General features: G+C 58.4%; 17 protein-coding genes. 12 read left to right on the forward strand and 5 right to left on the reverse strand.

The window, feature by feature from the left end:
• Nucleotides 1–17 precede the first annotated feature (17 nt).
• Genes thiB through thiQ form a run of 3 tightly spaced genes read left to right on the forward strand, consistent with a single transcriptional unit; the run spans nt 18 to nt 3,275 of the window.
• Entirely contained in the window at nt 18–1,004 is a 987-nt protein-coding gene (gene thiB / locus S7A_RS15745; protein WP_009092171.1) for a thiamine ABC transporter substrate binding subunit, read from the forward strand.
• Nucleotides 980–2,587, forward strand: coding sequence for a thiamine/thiamine pyrophosphate ABC transporter permease ThiP (thiP, locus tag S7A_RS15750; RefSeq protein WP_009092173.1), 1,608 nt, complete (start codon nt 980–982; stop codon nt 2,585–2,587). Before thiB ends, thiP begins: the two co-directional genes overlap by 25 nt.
• Nucleotides 2,574–3,275 carry a thiamine ABC transporter ATP-binding protein ThiQ gene (gene thiQ, locus S7A_RS15755; protein ID WP_009092175.1) on the forward strand — a complete coding sequence of 234 codons (702 nt, stop codon included), beginning with the start codon at nt 2,574–2,576 and terminating at the stop codon, nt 3,273–3,275. The genes thiP and thiQ overlap by 14 nt, the downstream gene beginning before the upstream one ends.
• A gap of 5 nt (nt 3,276–3,280) precedes the next feature.
• On the opposite strand, the gene S7A_RS15760 is transcribed toward thiQ, so the two are convergent.
• On the reverse strand, nt 3,281–4,045 hold the full coding sequence (locus S7A_RS15760) for a DedA family protein (protein ID WP_009092177.1): 765 nt from the start codon (nt 4,043–4,045) through the stop codon (nt 3,281–3,283).
• 175 nt (nt 4,046–4,220) lie between these two features.
• Between S7A_RS15760 and polB the strand changes: the two genes are divergently transcribed.
• The 3 genes from polB (at nt 4,221) to rluA (ending at nt 10,327) form a co-directional block, all read left to right on the forward strand.
• On the forward strand, nt 4,221–6,575 hold the full coding sequence (gene polB, locus S7A_RS15765) for a DNA polymerase II (protein WP_009092179.1): 2,355 nt from the start codon (nt 4,221–4,223) through the stop codon (nt 6,573–6,575).
• A 152-nt stretch (nt 6,576–6,727) separates the two neighbouring features.
• Nucleotides 6,728–9,634, forward strand: a complete 2,907-nt coding sequence (gene rapA / locus S7A_RS15770; protein ID WP_009092181.1) for an RNA polymerase-associated protein RapA — start codon at nt 6,728–6,730, stop codon at nt 9,632–9,634.
• 39 nt (nt 9,635–9,673) lie between these two features.
• Nucleotides 9,674–10,327: a bifunctional tRNA pseudouridine(32) synthase/23S rRNA pseudouridine(746) synthase RluA gene (rluA, locus tag S7A_RS15775; RefSeq protein ID WP_009092184.1), complete on the forward strand. Its 654-nt coding sequence runs from the start codon at nt 9,674–9,676 to the stop codon at nt 10,325–10,327.
• A gap of 51 nt (nt 10,328–10,378) precedes the next feature.
• Here the strand turns inward: rluA and djlA are convergent, their stop codons facing one another.
• A complete protein-coding gene (gene djlA / locus S7A_RS15780) occupies nt 10,379–11,191 on the reverse strand; it encodes a co-chaperone DjlA (RefSeq protein ID WP_009092186.1) in 813 nt (270 codons plus the stop codon).
• Nucleotides 11,192–11,373: 182 nt separating this feature from the next.
• Between djlA and lptD the strand changes: the two genes are divergently transcribed.
• The 6 genes from lptD to apaH are packed head-to-tail and all read left to right on the forward strand — an operon-like array spanning nt 11,374 to nt 18,184.
• Nucleotides 11,374–13,746: an LPS assembly protein LptD gene (gene lptD, locus S7A_RS15785; RefSeq protein ID WP_009092188.1), complete on the forward strand. Its 2,373-nt coding sequence runs from the start codon at nt 11,374–11,376 to the stop codon at nt 13,744–13,746.
• Nucleotides 13,747–13,800: 54 nt separating this feature from the next.
• On the forward strand, nt 13,801–15,096 hold the full coding sequence (gene surA / locus S7A_RS15790; protein WP_009092189.1) for a peptidylprolyl isomerase SurA: 1,296 nt from the start codon (nt 13,801–13,803) through the stop codon (nt 15,094–15,096).
• Complete coding sequence (gene pdxA, locus S7A_RS15795) at nt 15,086–16,078, forward strand: 4-hydroxythreonine-4-phosphate dehydrogenase PdxA (protein ID WP_009092191.1); 993 nt, start codon at nt 15,086–15,088, stop codon at nt 16,076–16,078. The genes surA and pdxA overlap by 11 nt, the downstream gene beginning before the upstream one ends.
• Nucleotides 16,071–16,892 (forward strand): 16S rRNA (adenine(1518)-N(6)/adenine(1519)-N(6))-dimethyltransferase RsmA, encoded by an 822-nt coding sequence (rsmA, locus tag S7A_RS15800; protein ID WP_009092193.1) that lies wholly within the window; start codon nt 16,071–16,073, stop codon nt 16,890–16,892. The genes pdxA and rsmA overlap by 8 nt, the downstream gene beginning before the upstream one ends.
• Before the next feature lie 3 nt (nt 16,893–16,895).
• Nucleotides 16,896–17,273, forward strand: coding sequence for a Co2+/Mg2+ efflux protein ApaG (gene apaG / locus S7A_RS15805; protein WP_009092195.1), 378 nt, complete (start codon nt 16,896–16,898; stop codon nt 17,271–17,273).
• Nucleotides 17,274–17,326: 53 nt separating this feature from the next.
• Nucleotides 17,327–18,184: a bis(5'-nucleosyl)-tetraphosphatase (symmetrical) ApaH gene (apaH, locus tag S7A_RS15810; RefSeq protein ID WP_009092197.1), complete on the forward strand. Its 858-nt coding sequence runs from the start codon at nt 17,327–17,329 to the stop codon at nt 18,182–18,184.
• Between the two features lie 33 nt (nt 18,185–18,217).
• Here apaH and S7A_RS15815 read toward each other — a convergent pair whose 3' ends face one another.
• From S7A_RS15815 to S7A_RS15825, 3 genes are all read right to left on the reverse strand, one after another.
• On the reverse strand, nt 18,218–20,101 hold the full coding sequence (locus tag S7A_RS15815) for a PhoX family phosphatase (protein ID WP_009092199.1): 1,884 nt from the start codon (nt 20,099–20,101) through the stop codon (nt 18,218–18,220).
• A gap of 90 nt (nt 20,102–20,191) precedes the next feature.
• Entirely contained in the window at nt 20,192–20,674 is a 483-nt protein-coding gene (folA, locus tag S7A_RS15820) for a type 3 dihydrofolate reductase (protein ID WP_009092201.1), read from the reverse strand.
• Nucleotides 20,675–20,908: 234 nt separating this feature from the next.
• The gene (locus S7A_RS15825; protein ID WP_369750599.1) at nt 20,909–22,042 is read right to left on the reverse strand and encodes a porin; all 1,134 of its coding nucleotides are present in this window, start codon (nt 22,040–22,042) and stop codon (nt 20,909–20,911) included.
• Nucleotides 22,043–22,360 lie beyond the last annotated feature (318 nt).

Here is a 22,360-nt window from a genome sequence, read left to right on the forward strand (position 1 = left end):
TCCTGAAGGAGCGCAAAGTGTTAAACAAAGTTCTGCCGGTATTGCTGTTACTCTCCGCCCCCGTTCTGGCGGCTAAGCCGGTCCTCACGGTCTACACCTACGACTCCTTCTCTGCCGACTGGGGCCCTGGCCCGGCGGTAAAAAAAGCCTTTGAGGCGCAGTGCAACTGTGAGCTGAAATTCGTCACGCTGGAAGATGGCGTCTCGCTGCTGAACCGCGTGCGGATGGAAGGCAAAAACAGCAAAGCGGATCTGGTGCTGGGGCTGGATAACAATCTGGTGCAGGCGGCGCAGAAAACCGGTCTGTTTGCTGAAAGTCAGGTCGACACCGCAAAACTTACCCTGCCTGGCGGCTGGCACAACACCACCTTTGTGCCGTTTGACTATGGCTACTTCGCCTTTGTCTATGACAAAACCCGGCTGAAAAACCCGCCCAGGAGCCTGAAAGAGCTGGTCGACAGCCCGGAAAAGTGGCGGGTAATCTACGAAGATCCGCGTACCAGTACTCCCGGCTTAGGCCTGCTGCTGTGGATGCAGAAGGTCTACGGCGACCAGGCTCCGCAGGCGTGGCAGAAGCTGGCGCAGAAAACCGTGACGGTGACCAAAGGCTGGAGCGAAGCCTATGGCCTGTTCCTGAAGGGCGAAGGCGATCTGGTGCTGAGTTACACCACCTCTCCGGCTTATCACATCATCGAAGAGAAAAAAGAAAACTACGCCGCCGCCCCGTTTGCCGAAGGACACTATCTGCAGGTGGAAATGGCCGCACAGTTAGCCAGCAGCAAACAGCCTGCGCTGGCACAGCAGTTCATGCAGTTTATGGTCTCGCCTGCGTTCCAGCGCACCATTCCCACCGGCAACTGGATGTACCCGGTGATCGATACGCCGCTGCCTGCCGGTTTTGCCAGCCTGACGGTGCCGTCCACCGCCCTGCAGTTCTCGCCTGAAGAGGTGGCCACACAGCGTTCAGGCTGGATCAGCCAGTGGCAACGCGCCGTCAGCCGCTGATGCCGCGCTGGCTGATCCCCGGATCGCTCGCCACGCTGCTGTTAACCGGCGTGGCGCTGCTGGCCTTTGGCGCGCTCTGGATGGCCGCGCCAGGCCTGGAGTGGCGCAGCGTGCTGCAGGATGCGTATCTGCGGCATGTGATCGGCTTCTCTTTCGGTCAGGCGCTGCTCTCCGCCCTGCTCTCCCTGCTGCCTGCGGTGCCGCTGGCGCGGGCGCTCTATCGACGCCGTTTTCCCGGCCGTCAGCTGCTGCTGCGTCTCTGTGCCATGACCCTGGTCCTGCCGGTACTGGTGGCGGTGTTTGGTCTGCTGACCGTCTATGGCCGCGTTGGCTGGCTGGCCCAGCTCTGTCAGCTGCTGGGCATCGGTTATCACTTCTCACCCTATGGTCTGCCGGGCATTTTGTTGGCGCACGTCTTCTTTAATCTGCCGCTGGCGACGCGTCTGATGCTGCAGGCGCTGGAGAGCATTCCGGCCGAGCAGCGTCAGCTCGCGGCGCAGCTCGACCTGCGCGGCTGGCACCATTTTCGCCTGCTGGAGTGGCCGTGGCTGCGGCGTCAGTTGCTGCCGACCGGCGCGCTGATCTTTATGCTCTGCTTTGCCAGCTTTGCCACCGTGCTGTCACTGGGGGGCGGGCCGCAGGCTACCACGCTCGAACTGGCGATTTTCCAGGCGCTGAGTTATGACTACGATCCGGGCCGTGCCGCGCTGCTGGCGCTGATTCAGCTCGGCTGCTGCCTGACGCTGGTGCTGCTCAGCCAGCGCTTCAGTAAGGCGATCCCCGCCGGAACCCGTCAACTGAAGGGCTGGCGCGATCCGCAGGATTCATGGGTCGCACAGCTCAGCGATGCGCTGCTCATCCTGCTGGCGCTGCTCCTGCTGCTGCCTCCGCTGGCGGCGGTGATTGTGGAGGGCCTGCATGGCGGAGTGCGCGGTGCGCTGGCTCAGCCTGCTCTCTGGCGGGCAACCCTGACCTCATTACGCATCGCCACCGGGGCCGGATTGATCTGCGTGGTGCTGACCATGATGCTGCTCTGGAGCAGCCGCGAGCTGCGTCTGCGCCAGCATCTGGCGGCGGCCACGCTTATCGACACCAGCGGAATGCTGATTCTGGCGATGCCGGGCATTGTGCTCGCCACCGGCTTTTTCCTGCTGTTCAACGCCACCATCGGCCTGCCCGACTCCGCCGAAGGGCTGGTGATGTTTACCAATGCGCTGATCGCCATTCCCTATGCGCTGAAAGTGCTGGAAAACCCGATGCGCGACACCGCAGAGCGTTACGGCAGACTCTGCGATTCACTGGATATTCAGGGCTGGAACCGGCTGCGGCTGATCGAGTTGCGGGCGCTGAAACGTCCGCTGGCCCAGGCCCTGGCCTTTGCCTGCGTGCTGTCGATTGGTGATTTTGGCGTGGTGGCGCTGTTTGGCAGCGCCGACTTCCGCACGCTGCCGTTCTACCTCTATCAGCAGATAGGTGCCTATCGTGGCGCTGATGGTGCGGTTACCGCCCTGCTGCTGCTGCTGCTCTGCTTATTGCTGTTCACGCTAATGGAAAAATTACCGGGCCGCCATGCTGACTCTTGATAACCTTACCTATCTCTACCAGCATCTGCCGATGCGCTTCAGCTTCAGGGCCACACGCGGTGAACGCATCGCGATTCTCGGCCCCAGCGGCGCGGGTAAAAGCACCCTGCTGAGCCTGATTGCCGGTTTTCTGCCGGTGAATCAGGGCACCCTGCTGATTGACGGTCAGGAGCACACCCACACTGTCCCGGCCCGACGACCGGTTTCCATGCTGTTTCAGGAGAACAACCTGTTTCCGCACCTCAGCGTGCAGCAGAACATGGCGCTGGGGCTGCACCCGGGGCTACGACTCAGCGCGGAACAGCAGCGGCAGCTGACTGCGCTGGCTGAACAGGTGGGATTAGGCGATCTGCTGTCACGCCTGCCAGGCGAACTGTCGGGCGGCCAGCGCCAGCGCGTGGCGCTGGCCCGTTGCCTGCTGCGTGACCGACCGGTGCTGCTGCTGGATGAGCCCTTTTCCGCGCTGGACCCCGCCCTGCGCGGCGAGATGCTTCAGCTGGTGCGTTCGGTGTGTGAGGCGCGCAGCATCACGCTGCTGATGGTGTCACACAGTCTGGAAGATGCGCAGCAGATCGCGCCGCGCAGCGTGGTGATTGTGGATGGCCGGGTTTACTGGGATGGCGAAACCCGACAGCTGCTGTCGGGCGACACGCGGGAGGCCGACGTACTCGGCATCCCGCGTCGTTAAGCGGCTCAGGCGATGAAAACCTGCCACAGCAGATGGCGGAAAACCGGCATCATCGGATGGAACTGGATCGCGACGAACGCCGCCACGGCGATCGCCAGCCCCAGCGGGCCAGCCCAGCGCAGGCGCGCCGGGGGCAGCCAGGCGGTGGCCCAGTCGCGGCTCTTGCCACTGCGCCACCAGCGCCAGCCTAACCAGCCGCCAAGCCAGATCAGCAGCGCTGCGCCGAGTAACAGCCATTTAAAGCTGCCGCCCTGCGCCGCTTTTGGCACGTCAATCGCCACCCCGGCCAGAATGCCGGGCAGCAGATAGATCGGCGGCCAGAGAAGACAGCCGATGAGATTAGGCGGCAGAAATTTACGTACCGGCAGCTCCAGCATACCGGCCGCCAGCGGGATTAGCGGCCGCGTGGGGCCGACAAAACGTCCGACCAGGATGGTAAACATACTGTGCTGATGCAGGGCATGCTCGGTTTTATCCAGCAGACCTTTGTACTTTTGCAGATACTTCCAGCGGTGCAGCGGCCCCTGAAATTTCCAGCCGATACCGTAGGAGACCCAGTCACCGATCAGGCAGCCCGCAAAGCCCGCCGCCCAGGCAGGATAAAGACCAAGCTCGCCACTGCCGACCAGCGCGCCCAGGCTGGCCATCATCACCGTACCTGGCAGCAACAGCCCGACCAGCGCCAGCGACTCCAGAAACGTCACCAGCGCAACGGCAAACAGCGCCCACTCCAGGGACTGCGTAATCAGTTGTTGAATCCAGGCTTCCATAGTGGTCCTTAGTCAAAGCAGAAGGCTGGATTGTCCAGAGCCAGCCACACAGCGTCAAGGCAAGAATTGTAGGACAATGTTGACAAATCGTGGCGACAGGAACTGTATAAATATCCATGATATACTCAGGTTGTTTACTTATCCCTGAAACACGGCGTCCGGAGAACATCTGACTATGCCCCGCACAGGTTTTCTGCTCACCCGCCACTGGCGGGACAGCCCGAATGGCACCGAAATTATCCTCTGGCTCGCCACCGATGCGGGCGCGCAGCGCGTGGTGCTGCCTGTGCAGGAGTCTGTCGCTTTTGTGCCTGCGGAATATCAGCCGCAGATCAGCGAGTTGCAGAGAGAGGAACGCCAGCTGCGTATCCAGCCGCTGGCGCTGAAAGATTTTCGTCACCGTCCGGTGCTGGGCCTCTACTGCCAGCAGCATCGTCAGCTGCAGCGCATCGAAAAACGGCTGCGCGAACAGGGGATTCCGATCTACGAGGCAGATATCCGCCCGCCGGAACGCTATCTGATGGAGCGCTTTATTACCGCCCCCGTCTGGTTTGATGGCGAGCAGCAGGGCGACACGCTGGTCAACGCGCGGCTTAAGCCCCATCCAGACTATCGCCCGCCGCTGAAATGGGTCTCGCTGGATATTGAAACCACCCAGCATGGCGAGCTCTACTGCATCGGACTGGAGGGCTGCGGTCAGCGCCAGGTCTATATGCTCGGCCCGGCTAACGGCGATGCCAGCACGCTGGATTTCGACCTGATCTATCTCGACAGCCGGCCACAGCTGCTGGAAGCCCTGAACCAGTGGTTTGCAGAGCATGACCCGGATGTCCTGATTGGCTGGAACGTGGTGCAGTTTGACCTGCGGGTGCTGCAGAAACATGCCGACCGCTACGGCATTCCGCTGCGTCTTGGCCGCCAGCAGACGGCGCTGGAGTGGCGGGAACATGGCTTCAAGCCAGGCGTTTTTTTCGCGCAGGCCAGCGGCCGCCTGATCATTGATGGCATCGACGCACTGAAATCGGCGTTCTGGGATTTTCCGTCGTTCAGCCTGGAGTCGGTGTCGCAGCAGCTGCTGGGTGAAGGCAAAGCGATCGACAATCCCTGGCACCGCATGGAGGAGATCAACTGGCGGTTTGCCAACGATAAACCGGCGCTGGCGCGCTACAACCTGAAAGATTGTGAACTGGTGACGCGCATCTTCCACAAAACGGCGATCATGCCGTTTCTGCTGGAGCGCGCGGCGGTCAATGGTCTGGCCGTGGACCGCCATGGCGGTTCGGTGGCGGCGTTCAGTCACCTCTATATTCCGCGCATGCACCGTGTCGGGTTTGTCGCGCCCAATATGGGTGAGGTGGCCCCGGAAGCGAGTCCGGGCGGTTATGTCATGGATTCGCGTCCCGGTCTCTACGACTCGGTGCTGGTACTGGATTACAAAAGCCTCTATCCGTCGATTATCCGCACCTTCCTGATCGACCCGGTGGGTCTGGTGGAGGGTCTGGCCCATCCTGATGATGCGGATTCGGTTGCCGGTTTCCGGGAAGCGCGCTTCTCTCGCCACACCCACTGCCTGCCGGCGATGGTTGAACAGATCTGGCTGGGGCGCGAAGCGGCGAAAAAACAGAACAATCAGCCGCTGTCACAGGCACTGAAGATCATCATGAACGCCTTTTACGGAGTGCTGGGCACCAGCGCCTGCCGCTTCTTCGATCCGCGACTCGCCTCCTCAATTACCCTGCGCGGTCACGCCATCATGCAGCAGACCCGCGCGCTGATCGAAGCGGAAGGCTACGACGTCATCTATGGTGACACCGACTCCACCTTTGTCTGGCTGAAGTCGGCCCACGATGAGGAGCAGGCCGCTGCCATTGGTCATCAGCTGGTGCAGAAAGTGAATGCCTGGTGGCGCGATCACCTGCAGCAGACGCTGGGACTGACCAGCGCACTGGAACTGGAGTATGAAAACCACTTCTGCCGTTTTCTGATGCCGACCATTCGCGGCGCGGAACAGGGCAGCAAGAAACGCTACGCCGGACTGATTCGTGACGCCGACGGTGCGCGCATGGTCTTTAAGGGGCTGGAGTCGGTGCGAACCGACTGGACGCCGCTGGCCAAAACATTTCAGCAGCAGCTCTACCACCGTATTTTCCACCGCGAGCCGTGGCAGGATTACATCCGGGAGACCGTGGCGCAGCTGCTGGCGGGCGAGCTGGACGATCAGCTGATCTACAAAAAGCGCCTGCGGCGTCCGCTGAAGGAGTATGAACGAAATGTGCCCCCGCACGTGCGCGCCGCCCGGCTGGCTGATGAGCAGAATCGCAAACTGAACCGGCCACTGCAGTATCAGAACGGCGGCCGGATTCGTTACGTCATGGCTACGGCTGGCCCCGAACCGCTGGAGGCGCGCAGTACGCCGCTCGACTATGACCACTATGTGACGAAGCAGCTGCAGCCGGTGGCAGAGGGGATCCTGCCCTTTGTCGGAGGAGATTTTGCTACACTGATTACGGGGCAGCTGGGGCTTTTTTGACAGGTGACGAATGCCCTGCCATCCAGTACCATAGCGCCCTTCCTGAAACTCACCGCTCTTATGCACGCTCCAGACCTTGTTGTCTGGCGGTAACGCTATTGCCTGAGATTCGGGAACACCTCTAAAAACGTTAAAATTCGAGCTAAAAATATATGGTTTTTACATTAGGTCAGCGCTGGATTAGTGATACGGAAAGTGAACTGGGACTGGGCACCGTGGTGGCGATCGATACCCGCATGATCACCCTGCTGTTTCCGGCCACGGGGGAAAACCGCCTCTACGCCCGCAACGATTCGCCGGTTACCCGCGTCATCTTTAACCCGGGTGATACCATCACCAGTCACGAAGGCTGGCAGATGCGCGTCGATGAAGTCCGCAACGAAAATGACCTGATGACCTATATCGGTACCCGACTGGATACTGAAGAAAGCGATGTGATCCTGCGTGAAGTGATGCTCGACAGCAAGCTGGTGTTCAGTAAGCCGCAGGATCGTCTGTTTGCCGGTCAGCTCGACCGTATGGACCGCTTTGCCCTGCGCTTCCGCGCACGCAAATACCAGAGTGAGCAGTACCGTCTGCCGATCAGCGGGTTACGCGGCATGCGCACCAACCTGATCCCTCATCAGCTGCATATCGCACACGATGTGGGTCGTCGCCACGCGCCACGCGTACTGCTGGCCGATGAAGTGGGCCTGGGTAAAACCATTGAAGCCGGGATGATCATTCAGCAGCAGCTGCTGGCGGGTCGTGCCGAGCGGGTACTCATCGTGGTGCCTGAAACCTTACAGCATCAGTGGCTGGTCGAGATGCTGCGCCGCTTTAACCTGCGTTTCGCCCTGTTTGATGATGACCGCTACACCGAAGCGCAGCACGACAGCGATAACCCGTTTGAAACGGAACAGCTGATCATCTGTTCGCTCGACTTTGTTCGCCGTAACAAACAGCGCCTTGAACTGCTGGCCGATGCCGAATGGGATCTGCTGGTGGTGGATGAAGCGCACCACCTGGCCTGGTCCGAAGGCGAACCCAGCCGTGAATATCTGGTCATCGAAAAACTGGCTGAGAAAACGGCCGGGGTGCTGCTGCTGACGGCGACGCCGGAACAGCTCGGCATGGAGAGTCACTTTGCCCGTCTGCGTCTGCTCGATCCGGACCGTTTCCACGATTTTGCTGCCTTTGTTGAAGAGCAGCAGCATTTCCGTCCGATTGCCGATGCGGTAACAGCGCTCCTGGCTGACCAGGCGATCTCCCAGGAAGAGATGAACCGGATCAACGATCTGGTGGGCGAAGAAGATATCGAGCCGCTGCTGCAGGTCGCCAACAGCGATCGTGAGGGCAAGCTGGAGGCGCGTCAGGAGCTGATCGCCATGCTGATGGATCGCCACGGCACCAGCCGCGTCCTGTTCCGCAACACCCGTAACGGTGTGAAAGGTTTCCCGAAACGCGAACTGCATCAGATCCGCCTGCCACTGCCTGCGCAGTATCAGACGGCCATCAAAGTCTCCGGCATTATGGGCACGCGCAAAAGCGCCGAGGAGCGGGCGCGTGACCTGCTCTACCCGGAGCAGATTTATCAGGAATTTGAAGGCGACAGCGGCACCTGGTGGAACTTCGATCCGCGCGTGGAATGGCTGATGGGCTATCTCACCAGCAACCGTAAAGAGAAAGTGCTGGTCATCTGCGCCAAAGCGGCCACGGCGCTGCAGCTGGAGCAGGTACTGCGCGAGCGCGAAGGCATCCGGGCGGCGGTGTTCCACGAAGGCCTGTCGATCATTGAGCGTGACCGGGCTGCCGCGTGGTTTGCCTCGGAAGAGAATGGCGCGCAGGTGCTGCTCTGCTCTGAAATCGGTTCTGAAGGCCGTAACTTCCAGTTTGCCAGCCGCCTGGTGATGTTCGACCTGCCCTTTAACCCGGATCTGCTGGAGCAGCGTATCGGCCGTCTGGACCGTATTGGTCAGGCGCACGATATTCAGATTCTGGTGCCGTGGCTGGAGCAGACCGCTCAGGCGGTGCTGCTGCGCTGGTATCATGAAGGTCTGGACGCGTTCGAGCACACCTGCCCGACCGGTCGTACCATCTACGACAGCGTGCATCAGCAGCTGATCGGCTATTTAGCCGCGCCAGAAAACAGTGAAGGCTTTGACAGCTTTATCGCGGAGTGCCGTAAACAGCACGAGGCGCTGAAATCGCAGCTGGAACAGGGCCGCGATCGTCTGCTGGAGCTGAACTCTAACGGCGGCGAATCGGCTCAGCTGCTGGCGAACGCCATCAGCGAGCAGGATAACGACACCGGTCTGGTGAACTTCGCGCTGAACCTGTTTGATATTGTCGGTATCAATCAGGAAGACCGCAGCGATAACCTGATTGTGCTGACCCCTTCCGACCACATGCTGGTGCCCGATTTCCCTGGCCTGCCGGAAGATGGCTGCACCATCACGTTCAACCGCGATCAGGCGCTCTCCCGCGAGGATACCCAGTTCATCACCTGGGAACATCCGCTGATCCGTAACGGCCTGGATCTGATCCTGTCGGGTGACACCGGCAGCTCCGCGCTGTCACTGCTGAAGAACAAAGCGCTGCCGGTGGGCACGCTGCTGGTTGAGCTGATCTACGTGGTGGAAGCGCAGGCACCGAAGCATCTGCAGCTGACCCGCTTCCTGCCACCGACGCCTGTCCGTCTGCTGCTCGATCGCAACGGCACCAACCTGGCCGGGAAAGTGGAGTTCGAAAGCTTTAACCGCCAACTGAATGCGGTTAACCGCCATACCGCCAGCAAACTGGTCAATGCGGTGCAGCAGGATGTGCATGCGATCCTCACCCAGGGTGAAGAGAGCGTGGTCAGCGAGGCACGTGCGGTGATTGAAGCGGCGCGGGCCGAGGCGAATGAAAAGCTGGGCGCAGAGCTTTCCCGTCTTAACGCGCTGAAAGCGGTGAACCCGAACATCCGTGAAGATGAGATCGAGGCGCTGGAAAGCAACCGTGAACAGGTGCTGGAAAGCCTGGATCAGGCCAACTGGCGTCTCGACGCGCTGCGCCTGATTGTGGTGACTCACCAGTAAGCTCAGGGGCCTTCCGGCCCCTTATTTTTGGAAAGCCCTATGGAACCTTACAATCCACCGCGTGAACCCTGGCTGCACATCCTTTATCAGGATGCGCATATCATGGTGGTGAATAAACCCAGCGGTCTGCTCTCGGTACCCGGTCGGCTGGATGAGCACAAAGATAGCGTGATGACGCGGATACAGCGTGATTTCCCGCAGGCGGAATCGGTTCACCGGCTGGATATGGCGACCAGTGGTGTGATGGTCGTCGCCCTGACCAAGGCGGCTGAGCGTGAGCTGAAACGGCAATTTCGCGAGCGGGAACCCGCCAAGACCTACGTGGCCTGCATCTGGGGTCATCCGGAGAAGGAGGAGGGAGTGGTTGATCTGCCGCTGATTTGCGACTGGCCTAATCGTCCGAAGCAGATGGTCTGCTTCGAGAACGGCAAAGCCGCGCAGACGGAGTATCAGGTGCTGGAATATCGTGCGGATAACAGTGCGCGCGTTTCGCTGAAGCCGATTACCGGCCGCTCGCACCAGCTGCGGGTGCATATGCTGGCCCTGGGCCATCCGATTCTGGGCGACAACTTCTATGCCCATCCGGACGCCAGGGCGATGGCACCGCGCCTGCTGCTGCACGCGGAGTCACTGACTATCACCCATCCGGCATTCGGTAATGCCATGACGTTTCGTCAGCCCGCCGATTTTTAAGGGAGGCGGTACGCCTGGCCGCCTCCTTCTGAGAGGCGGAGAGAGGCGCGATTACTTAAAGCCTTTTTCTTTGCGAATCAGATCGTACGCCGCCTGAATTTCCTGCGCCTTCTGCTTCGCCATCTCCATCATCTCTGGCGGCAGCCCCTTCGCCACCAGCTTGTCGGGATGATGCTCGCTCATCAGCTTGCGGTATGCGCGCTTGATGGTGGTGGCGTCATCGCTGCTCTTCACACCCAGCACGCTGCAGGCATCTTCCAGCGTTGGTCCACGTTGCGCCTGCTGAAAGCCACCATTGCCACTGCGCTGTCCGCCGCCGAACTGCTGGCCGCCTTCCATCATGCGCAGGAACTGATCGAACTGAACGCGTGAAATGCCCAGTTCCTCGGCGATGACATAGAGCACCTGCCGCTCATTGGGATGCAGGGAACCATCGGCAAAGGCAGCCTGAATCTGAATTTCCAGGAACATGCGAATCAGATCGAACCGGCCAAAACAGGCGCTGCGCAGTTCCCGCAGTTTGCTGCGTAACGGGTAATCTGCCTGCTTGCCTTCGCGAAATGCGCGCTGGGCGGCGGTGCGCGAGTCACCGTGCAGCTGCATCCGCTCCATGAGCAGCGACGCAATCTGAATATCCGCTTCGGTAACGCGCCCTTTTGACTTGGTCAGATGGCCCATGACCTGAAAGGTGGTGCTGAAAAACAGCGTCTGTCGGGTCTGATTATTTGAGAAGTAAGCCTTGCCTTGTGCGCCGCGCACTTTGTCAAACATATGGCCAATGATCAAACCGATCACAATACCCCAGAAGCCTGCACCGGAAAGTAATCCCAGCGCCAGACCCACAACTTTTCCCCAGTAGCGCATAAACTCCTCAATTCGCCATGCTTGCGGCTGAAAATTGCATTATCATACCTGTCATTTATCTCAGCGCCTAACGGCAACGCTGACTGACCAGGATTAACACTGGCGCAACGCCGGGCAGTAAGTTAGTCTCTGACCCGATTGTCGGCATGATGCCAGTTTTCATGGAATTCTCGATACCGCGTATGAAAAAACATATACCTACCCTGCTGGCCACACTGATCGGCGCAGCCATTAGCCAGCAAGCCGTTGCCGACGATCTGATGTCGCAGTGTATGTTAGGCGTGCCGAGTTACAACCGCCCGCTGGTGAATGGCGATACCAATCAGCTGCCTGTCACCATTCACTCCGACGCTGCCAAAGGGAACTATCCCGATGATGCGGTCTTCACAGGCAATGTGAATATTGAGCAGGGCAACAGCCGTATGCAGGCCGATGAAGTTCAGCTTCATCAGCGTCAGCAGGAGGGCCAGACCACGCCGGTTCGTACCGTCGATGCCCTGGGTAATGTGCATTACGATGATAACCAGGTCATCCTGAAAGGTCCGAAAGCCTGGTCAAATCTGAACAGTAAAGATACCAACGTCTGGAACGGTCAGTACCAGATGGTGGATCGTCAGGGTCGCGGCACCGCCGATCAGATGAAACTGCGCGGTGATAACCGCTACACCATTCTGGAAAATGGCACCTTTACCTCCTGTCTGCCCGGCTCCAACAGCTGGAGCGTGGTCGGTTCTGAAGTGATTCAGGACCGCGAAGAGGAAGTGGCCGAGATCTGGAACGCCCGCTTTAAACTCGGTTCCGTTCCGGTGTTCTACAGTCCCTATCTGCAGTTACCGATTGGCGACCGTCGTCGCTCCGGCTTCCTGATCCCGAATGCCAAATATGGCAGCAACAACGGCTTTGAGTTCATCCTGCCCTACTACTGGAACATCGCGCCGCAGGCCGATGCCACCATTACGCCGCACTACATCAGCAAGCGCGGCATGAAGTTTGAGAATGAATTCCGTTATCTGACAGAGCTGGGCGCAGGTCTGATGGAGTTCGACTACCTCGGCTCAGACAAGCAATACGACAAAGATAAAGCGCTGCGCGGCATCGCCGAAGATGACAGCTCCGATCGCTGGCTGTTCTACTGGCGTCATGCAGGTGTTTACGATAAACACTGGCGTTTCAGCGCGGACTACACCAAGGTCAGCGATAGCTACTACTTCAACGACCTCGACTCGAAGTACTACAGCTCGACTGACAACTATGCCACGCAGAAATTCAGTATTGGCTACGCGGACACCAACTGGGATGCGACGCTCTCCAGCAAAGATTTCCAGGTATTTGGTAATACCAGTAATAGCAACGTTTACCGCGCCATGCCGCAGCTGGACGTCAATCTCTATCAGAATGACATCGGTCCGTTTGATGGCCGGATATATGCGCAGGCGGTGAAATTCACTAACGTCAGCGATCGCTATCCTGAAGCGACCCGTTTGCACGTTGAGCCAACGCTGAACCTGCCGCTGTCTAACGGCTGGGCCAGCCTGGATACCGAAGCGAAATTCCTGGCAACCCACTACCAGCAAACCAATGTTGATTACTACAACAACAACTTTGCGAACCGCAACGGCAAAAGTGGCGATCTGGATGAGTCGGTAAACCGCACCCTGCCGCAGTTTAAAGTCGATGGCCGTCTGGTCTTTGACCGCGATATGGACTCAGCGGCGGGCTACACCCAGACGCTGGAGCCGCGGGTGCAGTACCTCTATATCCCGTACCGCAATCAGAGCAACATCTATCCATACGACTCAACGTTGCTGCAGACCGACTACACCGGCCTGTTCCGCGACCGCACGTATAGCGGCCTGGATCGTATCGCCTCGGCTAACGAAGTGGCCACCGGTGTCACCACACGCATTTATGATGCCGATCTGGTTGAACGTTTTAACGTTTCTGTAGGTCAAATCTACTCGTTTACCCCTTCTCGTACTGGTGTGAATCAAACCAGTAAAGAAGATGATACCGGCAGCCTGATCTGGGCTGGCGATACATACTGGAAAATCAGCGATCGCTGGGGTGTCCGGGGTGGGTTGCAGTATGACACCAAACTCGACAACGTTTCCCAGGGCAATACCGTACTGGAATATCGTCGTGATGCCGATCGCATGGTGCAGCTGAGCTACCGTTACAGCAGCCCGGAATATGTCGCAACCGCGCTGAACGACAGCAGCCTGGTGACCAATCCTATCTTCAAAAATGGGATTTCACAGGTAGGCACCACGGCCAGCTGGCCGATTGCGGATGCATGGTCCGTAGTAGGCGCGTACTACTACGATACCCGCAACAGCCGTCCGGCTTCGCAGCTGGTAGGCCTGCAGTACAGCTCATGCTGTTATGCCATTCGGGTCGGTTACGAACGCAAAATTAACGGTTGGGAAAACGACGACAGTAAATATGACAACCAAATCTCATTCAACATTGAGCTGCGTGGTCTGAGCTCCAACTATGGCTTAGGCACCAACGATATGCTGCGTCAGGGAATTATCCCTTACCAGCCCGCTTTCTGATGTTGTGATGTTTGACAGGCAATCCCGCAGTGCGGAACCAACAATGGATAAAGTATGAAGAACTGGAGAATGCTGATTCTTGGTGTGGCAATCAGTGCCAACACCGCGTTCGCAGCACCACAAGTCGTTGATAAAGTTGCCGCCGTCGTCAATAACGGCGTGGTTCTTGAGAGTGACGTGGACGGCATGATGGGCACGGTGAAATCTCAGGCCCGGCAGGCAGGTCAGCAGTTGCCAGATGATAAAACGCTGCGCCATCAGATTCTGGAACGCCAGATCATGGACAATATCATTCTGCAGATGGGTGAAAAAGCGGGGATCCAGATCAGCGATGAGCAGCTGGACCAGGCGATTAAGAACATCGCCGCACAGAACCGCATGACGCTGGATCAGCTGCGCAGTCGTCTGGCTTATGACGGCATGAACTATGGCGTCTATCGCTCACAGATCCGCAAAGAGATGATGATTGCCGAAGTCCGCAACAATGAAGTGCGTCGTCGCGTGACCATCCTGCCGCAGGAAGTGGATACGCTTTCAACCCAGATTGCTGCCCAGAACAGCCAGGGAACCGAGCTGAATATCAGCCACATTCTGCTGCCGTTGCCGGAAAACCCGACGCAACAGCAGGTCGATGAGCAGGAAACGCTGGCGAAACAGCTGGTTGGCGAACTGAAAAATGGTGCGGATTTCGGCAAGATGGCCGTGACCTACTCCGCCGACTCGCAGGCGCTGAAAGGCGGCAACATGGGCTGGGGTAAAATCGAAGAGTTACCGACCCTGTTTGCCCAGGCGCTGGCAACGGCGAAAAAAGGCGACATCGTCGGGCCGGTGCGTTCAGGTGTGGGCTTCCATATCCTGAAGGTGAACGACCTGCGTGGCGAAAGTAAGAACGTCTCGGTCACTGAGGTGCACGCTCGTCATATTCTGCTGAAACCATCGCCGATTCTCACTGACGATCAGGCCAGGGCGCAGCTGGAACAGATCGCGGCCGATATCCGCAGCGGAAAAACCACCTTTGCCGCCGCAGCAAAACAGTACTCTGACGACCCGGGATCGGCGAATCAGGGTGGCGATCTCGGCTGGACCTCTCCGGAAGTCTTTGATCCCGCCTTCCGCGATGCGCTGCTGCGTCTGCAGAAAGGCCAGACCAGCCAGCCGGTGCACTCCTCTTTCGGCTGGCATCTGATTCAGCTGCTGGATACCCGCCAGGTGGACAAAACCGACGCGGCCCAGAAAGAGCGCGCTTATCGCATGCTGTTTAATCGTAAATTTGCTGAAGAAGCGCAGACCTGGATGCAGGAACAGCGCGCCAGTGCCTATGTGAAGATTCTGGATGGCAATGCACAGTAACCAGCGTGTGGTGATCACTCCCGGCGAGCCCGCCGGGATTGGTCCCGATCTCACCGTTCAGCTGGCTCAGCACGCCTGGCCGGTGGAACTCGTCGTCTGCGCCTCCCCTGCCCTGTTGCAGCAGCGGGCAGCGCAGCTCGGTCTGCCGCTGACCCTGCGTCACTACCAGCCTGAGGCGGACCCCGTGCCGCAGCAGGCGGGGACGCTGACCATTCTGCCGATTGAGACGGCACAGCCGGTCACACCAGGCGAACTCTGTGTCGCTAACGGTGATTATGTGCTGGCCACGCTGGCCCGCGCCTGTGACGGCTGTCTGCAGGGTGAATTTGCGGCGCTGATTACCGGTCCGGTGCACAAAGGCGTGATTAACGATGCCGGTATCGCCTTTACCGGCCATACCGAATTCTTCGCCGACCGCGCAGGCGGTCATCGCGTGGTGATGATGCTGGCAACCGAAGCGCTGCGTGTGGCACTGGCCACCACGCATCTGCCGCTGAAAGAGGTGCCTGCGGCGGTCACCCGCGAATGCCTGCATGAAGTGATCACCATTCTTCATCGTGATCTGCAGCAGAAGTTCGCCATTGCCGAGCCGCATATCTATGTCTGTGGTCTTAACCCCCACGCCGGTGAAGGCGGTCATATGGGACGGGAAGAGATTGAGACGATTACGCCGGCCCTCAATGAACTGCGTCAGCAGGGCATTAAACTGACCGGCCCGCTGCCTGCGGATACACTGTTCCAGCCCAAATATCTGCAAAACGCCGATGCGGTGCTGGCGATGTATCACGACCAGGGCCTGCCGGTACTGAAGTTTCAGGGGTTTGGTCGCGCGGTAAATATTACCCTGGGCCTGCCCTTTATCCGGACCTCCGTTGACCACGGCACCGCGCTTGAACTCGCCGGGCTGGGTCAGGCGGAACCGGGCAGCTTTATCACGGCGCTTAACCTCGCCATCACTATGATCAAGAGCAGTAATGAATAATCGCGTCCATCAGGGGCACTACGCCCGTAAACGTTTCGGGCAGAACTTCCTGAACGATCAGTACATTATCGACAGCATTGTCTCCGCCATTCATCCCCAGCGCGATGAAGCGCTGGTGGAGATCGGCCCTGGCCTCGGCGCCTTAACCGAGCCGGTGGGCGAACGCCTCGATAGCTTAACGGTGGTGGAGCTGGACCGCGATCTCGCGGCGCGTCTGCAAACGCATCCGTTCCTTGGCCCGAAACTGACCATCTTCCAGCAGGATGCCATGACCTTCGACTTTGCCGCGCTGGCACAGGAGAGAGGCCAGCCGCTGCGGGTATTTGGTAACCTGCCTTACAATATTTCGACCCCGCTGATGTTCCACCTTTTCAGCTATACTGGTTCGATCAAAGATATGCACTTCATGCTGCAGAAAGAGGTGGTTAACCGTCTGGTTGCGGGCCCGGGCAGCAAAGCGTATGGTCGCCTGACGGTGATGGCGCAATATTACTGCCAGGTTATTCCGGTGCTGGAAGTGCCGCCACACGCCTTCACCCCGCCACCGAAAGTGGACTCGGCTGTCGTGCGTCTGGTGCCGTTTGCCGAGCCACCGCATCCGGTCAGCGACGTGCGTATCCTGAGCCGTATCACGACAGAAGCCTTTGGTCAGCGCCGTAAAACATTGCGCAACAGCCTGAACCACATGGTGGCGGCAGGTGCGCTGGAAGAGTTATCCATTGATCCTGGTCTGCGTGCTGAAAACGTCTCGGTCGCGCAATATTGTCAGCTGGCTAACTGGCTGGCGACGCATCAGGGAAAATCGCAGGAGTAAGTCATGAGTGAAACGGCCCGCGTCTCCGTTCATGTGCAAAGCCAGTACGTCGCCTCCCAGTCCTCGCCGGATGAGGATCGCTACGTCTTCGCCTATACCATTACGATACGCAATCTGGGCCGTTCCGCCGTGCAGCTGCTGGGGCGTTACTGGCTGATTACCAACGGTAACGGCCGCGAAACAGAAGTTCAGGGCGAAGGCGTGGTCGGTGAGCAGCCGCTTATCCCGCCGGGCAACGAATTCCAGTACACCAGTGGTGCTGTCATCGAAACGCCGATGGGCACCATGCAGGGACACTACGTGATGGTCGACGATCAGGGCGACACCTTTCACGTTGAAATCCCGGTGTTCCGCCTCGCCATCCAGACGCACATTCACTGATTTTCACGCCTTTTGCCCGATACGTCGGGCACATTCCCGATGGATAAAACGTTATGAGCACATACCTGATTGGCGACGTCCATGGTTGCTACGATGAATTACGTGCCTTGCTGCAGCAGGTCGATTTCAATCCCGAGCATGACACGCTGTGGCTGACCGGTGACCTGGTGGCGCGCGGTCCCGGCTCACTGGAGGTCCTGCGCTATGTGAAGTCACTGGGCGACGCCGTGCGCCTGGTGCTGGGCAACCACGATTTACATCTGCTGGCGGTCTACGCCGGAATCAGCCGTAACAAGCCTAAAGATCGCCTCACCACCCTGCTGGAAGCGGACGATGCTGATGAGCTGATCAACTGGCTGCGCCGGCAGCCGCTGCTGCAGGTGGATGAAGAGAAAAAGCTGGTCATGGGACACGCCGGTATCACGCCTCAGTGGGATATCGACACCGCGAAAAAATGTGCGCGGGAAGTGGAAGCGGTGCTCGCCAGCGACAGTTATCCGCTGTTCCTGGATGCGATGTATGGCGATATGCCAAATAACTGGAGCGAAGATCTGACCGGTCTGGCCCGACTGCGCTTCAGCACCAATGCCTTTACCCGTATGCGCTACTGCTTCCCCAATGGTCAGCTGGACATGATCTGCAAAGATGCCCCTGAATCGGCGCTGCCACCGCTGAAGCCCTGGTTCAACATCGACGGACCGGTCGCCCGGGACTACACCATCGTTTTCGGTCACTGGGCTTCACTGGAAGGCAAAGGCACGCCAGAGGGAATTATCGGCCTGGATACCGGCTGCTGCTGGGGCGGCGCGCTGACCCTGCTGCACTGGGAAGAGCAGCGCTATGTGGTTCAGCCCTCTAACCGCGAGAAAGCGCTCGACTCCAGCGAAAGTCTGGCGCCTCCGGCGCTATAACCCTGAGGCTGGCCTGGCGGCCAGCCTGCTGTTTTATGCGCCGATAATGCCGCCATCCTCCCGGGTGATCATGATCACCGACGAGCGCGGGCGCGGACTGTTGTCAGGAAAATGTGAATCCCCCTCTTCGCCAGGGTGCTGCACGTTCACGAACAGCGTTCTGTAGTCAGGCGTAAAGGTAATGCCGGTCAGCTCGCAGGATTTAGGGCCGACCATAAACCGGCGAATCTCGCCGCTGTCCGGGTCTCCTGCCAGCATCTGATTATTCCCCTGCCCCTGATAATCCTCTTTGTTGCTGTATTTGCCATCAGTAAGGATCCAGAGCCGCCCCTGCGCATCAAACCCCAGGCCATCCGGGCTGTTAAAGGTGTTTTCAGCAGTGATGTTCGGTGTGCCACGATAGATGCCTTCGGGATGGGCAATCGGATTGCCGCATAACGCGTAGATGTCCCAGGCAAACGACGTGGCCGTGGCATCGCCCTTCTCATCCCAGCGGATAATCTGGCCATAGATATTTTTAGGGCGCGGGTTGGCGGCATTAACCGGCATCCCCTCATTGCCGCGCTTGTTGTTATTGGTCAGCGTACAGTAGGCGCGGCCATCATGCGGGTTAACGGCGATCCATTCCGGCCGATCCATCCGCGTGGCGTTAACCACATCGGCAGCAGCACGCGCATTGATCAGGACATCGGCCTGGCTATGAAATCCTTTCTCAGCAGTGAGTCCATTTTCCCCCCACTTCAGTGCCAGCCAGCGACCACTGCCTTTCAGGGGTGTGCCCTGTTCATCGCCGTTAAACTGCGCCACATAGAGCGTGCCCCGATCGAGCAGTCCGTGATTCGCTTTCGCGTCGTCCGGGTTAACCTTATCGTCCGAGACATATTTATAAATGTACTCGCCACGCTCATCGTCGCCCATGTAGACCACCAGCTGGCCGGTTTTAGCAACCGTCACCGCAGCATTCTCATGCTTGAAACGTCCCAGCGCGGTTCGTTTGACCGGCACCGATTGGGGATCGAAGGGATCGATTTCGACTATCCAGCCGTGGCGGTTAAATTCGTTAGGATTTTTTGCGATATCGAAGCGGGGATCAAAATCGGACCAGTTTCGCTCCGGCTCGGTGGCGTTCAGGGTGTAGCGCTTCTGCTGGGCGGTCGGCGTAAAATTCGCGTCATGCGTGCCAAAGTAGGTGTCGTAGTTCTCTTCGCAGGTCAGATAAGTGCCCCAGGGCGTTTTACCGTTGGCGCAGTTACCAAAGGTGCCGAGAACCTGCAGGCCCTGAGGATCGGCGGCGGTCTGCAGCGCTTTGTCGCCTGCGGCCGGACCGGAAAAACGCATCGGGGTATTGGCGGTAATGCGGCGGTTGTAATCTGAAGGACGGACAACCTGCCAGCGATTGCCTTCGCCGCGTTTAATCTCAACGACAGAAACGCCGTGCGCCGCCTGTGATTTCTTCACATCCTCCAGGCTGGTCGCTTTGCTGCCGCCATGGGCGAATAGCGTCGGCTCATTCACATACTCATTGTTGATTGCCATCACGCCACGATGCTCATCAATGGCGAAGAAGCTCATCCCGTCATTGTTGTCACCGAACTGCTTTTCCTGATCCTCCGCGCTGTTGTTGCCATGCGGATCGAACTCAGCCGCGCCATTAACCAGCGGATCGCCCCAGGAGATCAGTACTTCAGCGCGATAGCCTGGCGCCACAACAATCTCATCCGCGGTCGAAGCGGCAATCGCCTGAAAGCCCAGCAGCGGGCTGCCGGCGGGTTTTTCCTGCGCCAGTGCGCCGGAGGAGAAAGTCAGGCCGCCGCTGAGAAAGCCGGTCAGCCCGAGTGCGCCGGAACCGGCAAGGAACTTACGTCGCTGCGAATCGGGCAGGCGGTCTGTGCTTAACGCGGAGAGTTCGATCTTCATCAGTGATTGCTTCCTTTATGTCGGTCCCGGAAAAGAAGCAATGCTAATGAATAAAGATGACAGCCAGGTTACAGGCGGGCGGACAAGGAATCAGCGACGGCGATCCAGGATCTCAAAGCAGTAGCTGTGGGAGTTATGCTCATCAGCGTCGTGGAACTCGCTGAACGTTGACTGCCACTCATCCGGCTCGTAATCCGGGAACTGCGTGTCGCCTTCTACTTCTGCATCGATGTGGGTCAGATAGAGACGATCGGCACGCTTCAGCATCTGCTCATAAACGCGTCCGCCACCGATCACCATGATCTCTTCGGCTTCACCGGCAGCCTGAACCGCCTCATCCAGCGAAGTGACCCAGGTGACGCCTTCGGCGGTGCCGGGCTGGCTGCTGACCACGATATTCAGTCGGCCAGGCAGCGGGCGACCAATGGATTCAAAGGTCAGCCGGCCCATAATCACCGGTTTTTTCAGGGTGTTACGCTTGAACCACGCCAGATCTGCAGGCAGGTCCCACGGCATGGCGTTCTCCATTCCAATAATGCGATCTGCTGCTAATGCCGCGATAAGACTAATCATGTTAACTACTCACAGGAAAAAAATTGGCGCCATGATACGAGAAGGTGAAACTTTCGTCGATAGGGGGGAAGGTCTAATTGCGTAAAGCTTTTTATGATGTCGCATTTCACTGCCTGCGCAGCGTTTTTCACCGCGAAATCGCGTCTGTTAGCCGCAGCTCGCCAGTAATCTGACGCCGGCTGGCACAAAACCGGGCGAATAAGAAAACGGCTCCCGCAGGAGCCGTCGGGGTTATCAGAAGTCGTAGCGCAGACGCACCAGATTCATATCACCCAGGTTATCGGTGCTGGAGGTAAAGACATGTTCGTAATCGACACGGAAACCGTAGTCGAGGAACAGCGTCACGCCCAGACCGTTGTCGATGCGCTGATAATCACGGCCGGTCGCATACTCAATGCGATCGCCCATGACATATGGCTGCACCGCTTTCAGGCCATACTGCGCCACCGGGATTTTATAACCGGCAAAGTATTCCACGCCCCATGCATCGCCAGCAAAGTAGTCATGCACATCTTTGCGTTTGGTGGTCATGAAGTTCTGATACCAGCCGCCGCCCGCTGACAGCGTCCAGTTGCCCGGGGTCCAGCTCAGCGCGGTGCCATAAATGTTCTGATCGTAATCGCCGCTGTCGCCGTTGTTCGGGTTACGCATCGTCGCGCGGGTGTAGTTCCACGCCGTGCCCCAGCTCAGATCGTCGGTAATGTGATAATCCACACCCAGCGAACCGCCGCCTTTGCGCTTGTAGCGCAGGCCGTTGCCTGGCAGGAACTCATTATCGTCGAACAGATAAGAGGCGTAGAGATCCAGATCGCCGAAGGTGTTTTTATACTTCAGTTGCTTACGCGAACGGTAAGAGCCATCGTAGTCGCCATTGATCCCGTTGCCTGGTGCCTGACCGATCATGTCGTAGTCCCAGATATCGGTCTTGGCGCCTACGGTGTCGTAGTAAACGCTGTTCTGCTGACCAAAGGTCAGCTGGCCCCAGGTCTTGCTTTTCAGACCGGTGTAGAGCTGGCGGCGCGTGGTGTTATTCGCACCATCTGCATAGTGACGATCCCAGCTGAATACCGCCGGAATATTCACGCCCAGCTCGTAGTAGCTGATCCAGCTGACGTCATCGAACAGATAGTAATCCGCGCCGAAACGGAAACGGGTGCCGCCATCGAATCCGTCACGTTTGTACGATTTGTCATCCACGCCGGTCTGGTGATTGACCTGAGCACGGATGCTGCCGCCAAAGGTAAAGTTGAGGCGGCTAAGCGGATCGCCAGCCTGTGGGTCCTGTTTTAACAGGGTGATTTCCGCCTGGCTGGCGAAAGGAAGAATAGCCATCAGTGCAGCCACTGCACTCAGAGAAAAAGTACGCATTTTCATTTTTATAGGTGTCCTTGCACGCTCCGGTGATGAGCGGCAGGCATATTACTGGCGAAAAATCCGGACAGGAAGTGTTTATCTTATAAATTTGTGCGAACGGGGCTGATTCGCACCTATAGCTAAAAAACTAAGTCAAATCAGTGACTTTAAGGCAAATCCGTTGCTTTACGCGAGCCTGATTTTCAGATTATCGCCAGGTGAGAGGCAAAAAAAGCGGCTCCCGCACGAGCCCTTCAGACAGCTGACAAATTCAAATTCCGGGGGGGACCACAACGTATCAGCACAACGCGCAGGGAGCACGGACAGAGGAGG

The organism is Pantoea sp. Sc1 (assembly GCF_000255315.1).
GTDB lineage: Bacteria > Pseudomonadota > Gammaproteobacteria > Enterobacterales > Enterobacteriaceae > Pantoea > Pantoea anthophila.

Excerpts from the sequence above, each read along its gene's own strand:
- pdxA (WP_009092191.1), top strand. The coding sequence starts at position 15,086 with ATGCACAGTAACCAGCGTGTGGTGATCACTCCCGGCGAGCCCGCCGGG.
- apaH (WP_009092197.1), top strand. The coding sequence starts at position 17,327 with ATGAGCACATACCTGATTGGCGACGTCCATGGTTGCTACGATGAATTA.
- rluA (WP_009092184.1), top strand. The coding sequence starts at position 9,674 with ATGGAACCTTACAATCCACCGCGTGAACCCTGGCTGCACATCCTTTAT.
- S7A_RS15760 (WP_009092177.1), bottom strand. The coding sequence starts at position 4,045 with ATGGAAGCCTGGATTCAACAACTGATTACGCAGTCCCTGGAGTGGGCG.
- S7A_RS15825 (WP_369750599.1), bottom strand. The coding sequence starts at position 22,042 with ATGCGTACTTTTTCTCTGAGTGCAGTGGCTGCACTGATGGCTATTCTT.
- djlA (WP_009092186.1), bottom strand. The coding sequence starts at position 11,191 with ATGCGCTACTGGGGAAAAGTTGTGGGTCTGGCGCTGGGATTACTTTCC.
- S7A_RS15815 (WP_009092199.1), bottom strand. The coding sequence starts at position 20,101 with ATGAAGATCGAACTCTCCGCGTTAAGCACAGACCGCCTGCCCGATTCG.
- thiQ (WP_009092175.1), top strand. The coding sequence starts at position 2,574 with ATGCTGACTCTTGATAACCTTACCTATCTCTACCAGCATCTGCCGATG.
- surA (WP_009092189.1), top strand. The coding sequence starts at position 13,801 with ATGAAGAACTGGAGAATGCTGATTCTTGGTGTGGCAATCAGTGCCAAC.
- rsmA (WP_009092193.1), top strand. The coding sequence starts at position 16,071 with ATGAATAATCGCGTCCATCAGGGGCACTACGCCCGTAAACGTTTCGGG.
- apaG (WP_009092195.1), top strand. The coding sequence starts at position 16,896 with ATGAGTGAAACGGCCCGCGTCTCCGTTCATGTGCAAAGCCAGTACGTC.
- polB (WP_009092179.1), top strand. The coding sequence starts at position 4,221 with ATGCCCCGCACAGGTTTTCTGCTCACCCGCCACTGGCGGGACAGCCCG.
- rapA (WP_009092181.1), top strand. The coding sequence starts at position 6,728 with ATGGTTTTTACATTAGGTCAGCGCTGGATTAGTGATACGGAAAGTGAA.
- folA (WP_009092201.1), bottom strand. The coding sequence starts at position 20,674 with ATGATTAGTCTTATCGCGGCATTAGCAGCAGATCGCATTATTGGAATG.
- lptD (WP_009092188.1), top strand. The coding sequence starts at position 11,374 with ATGAAAAAACATATACCTACCCTGCTGGCCACACTGATCGGCGCAGCC.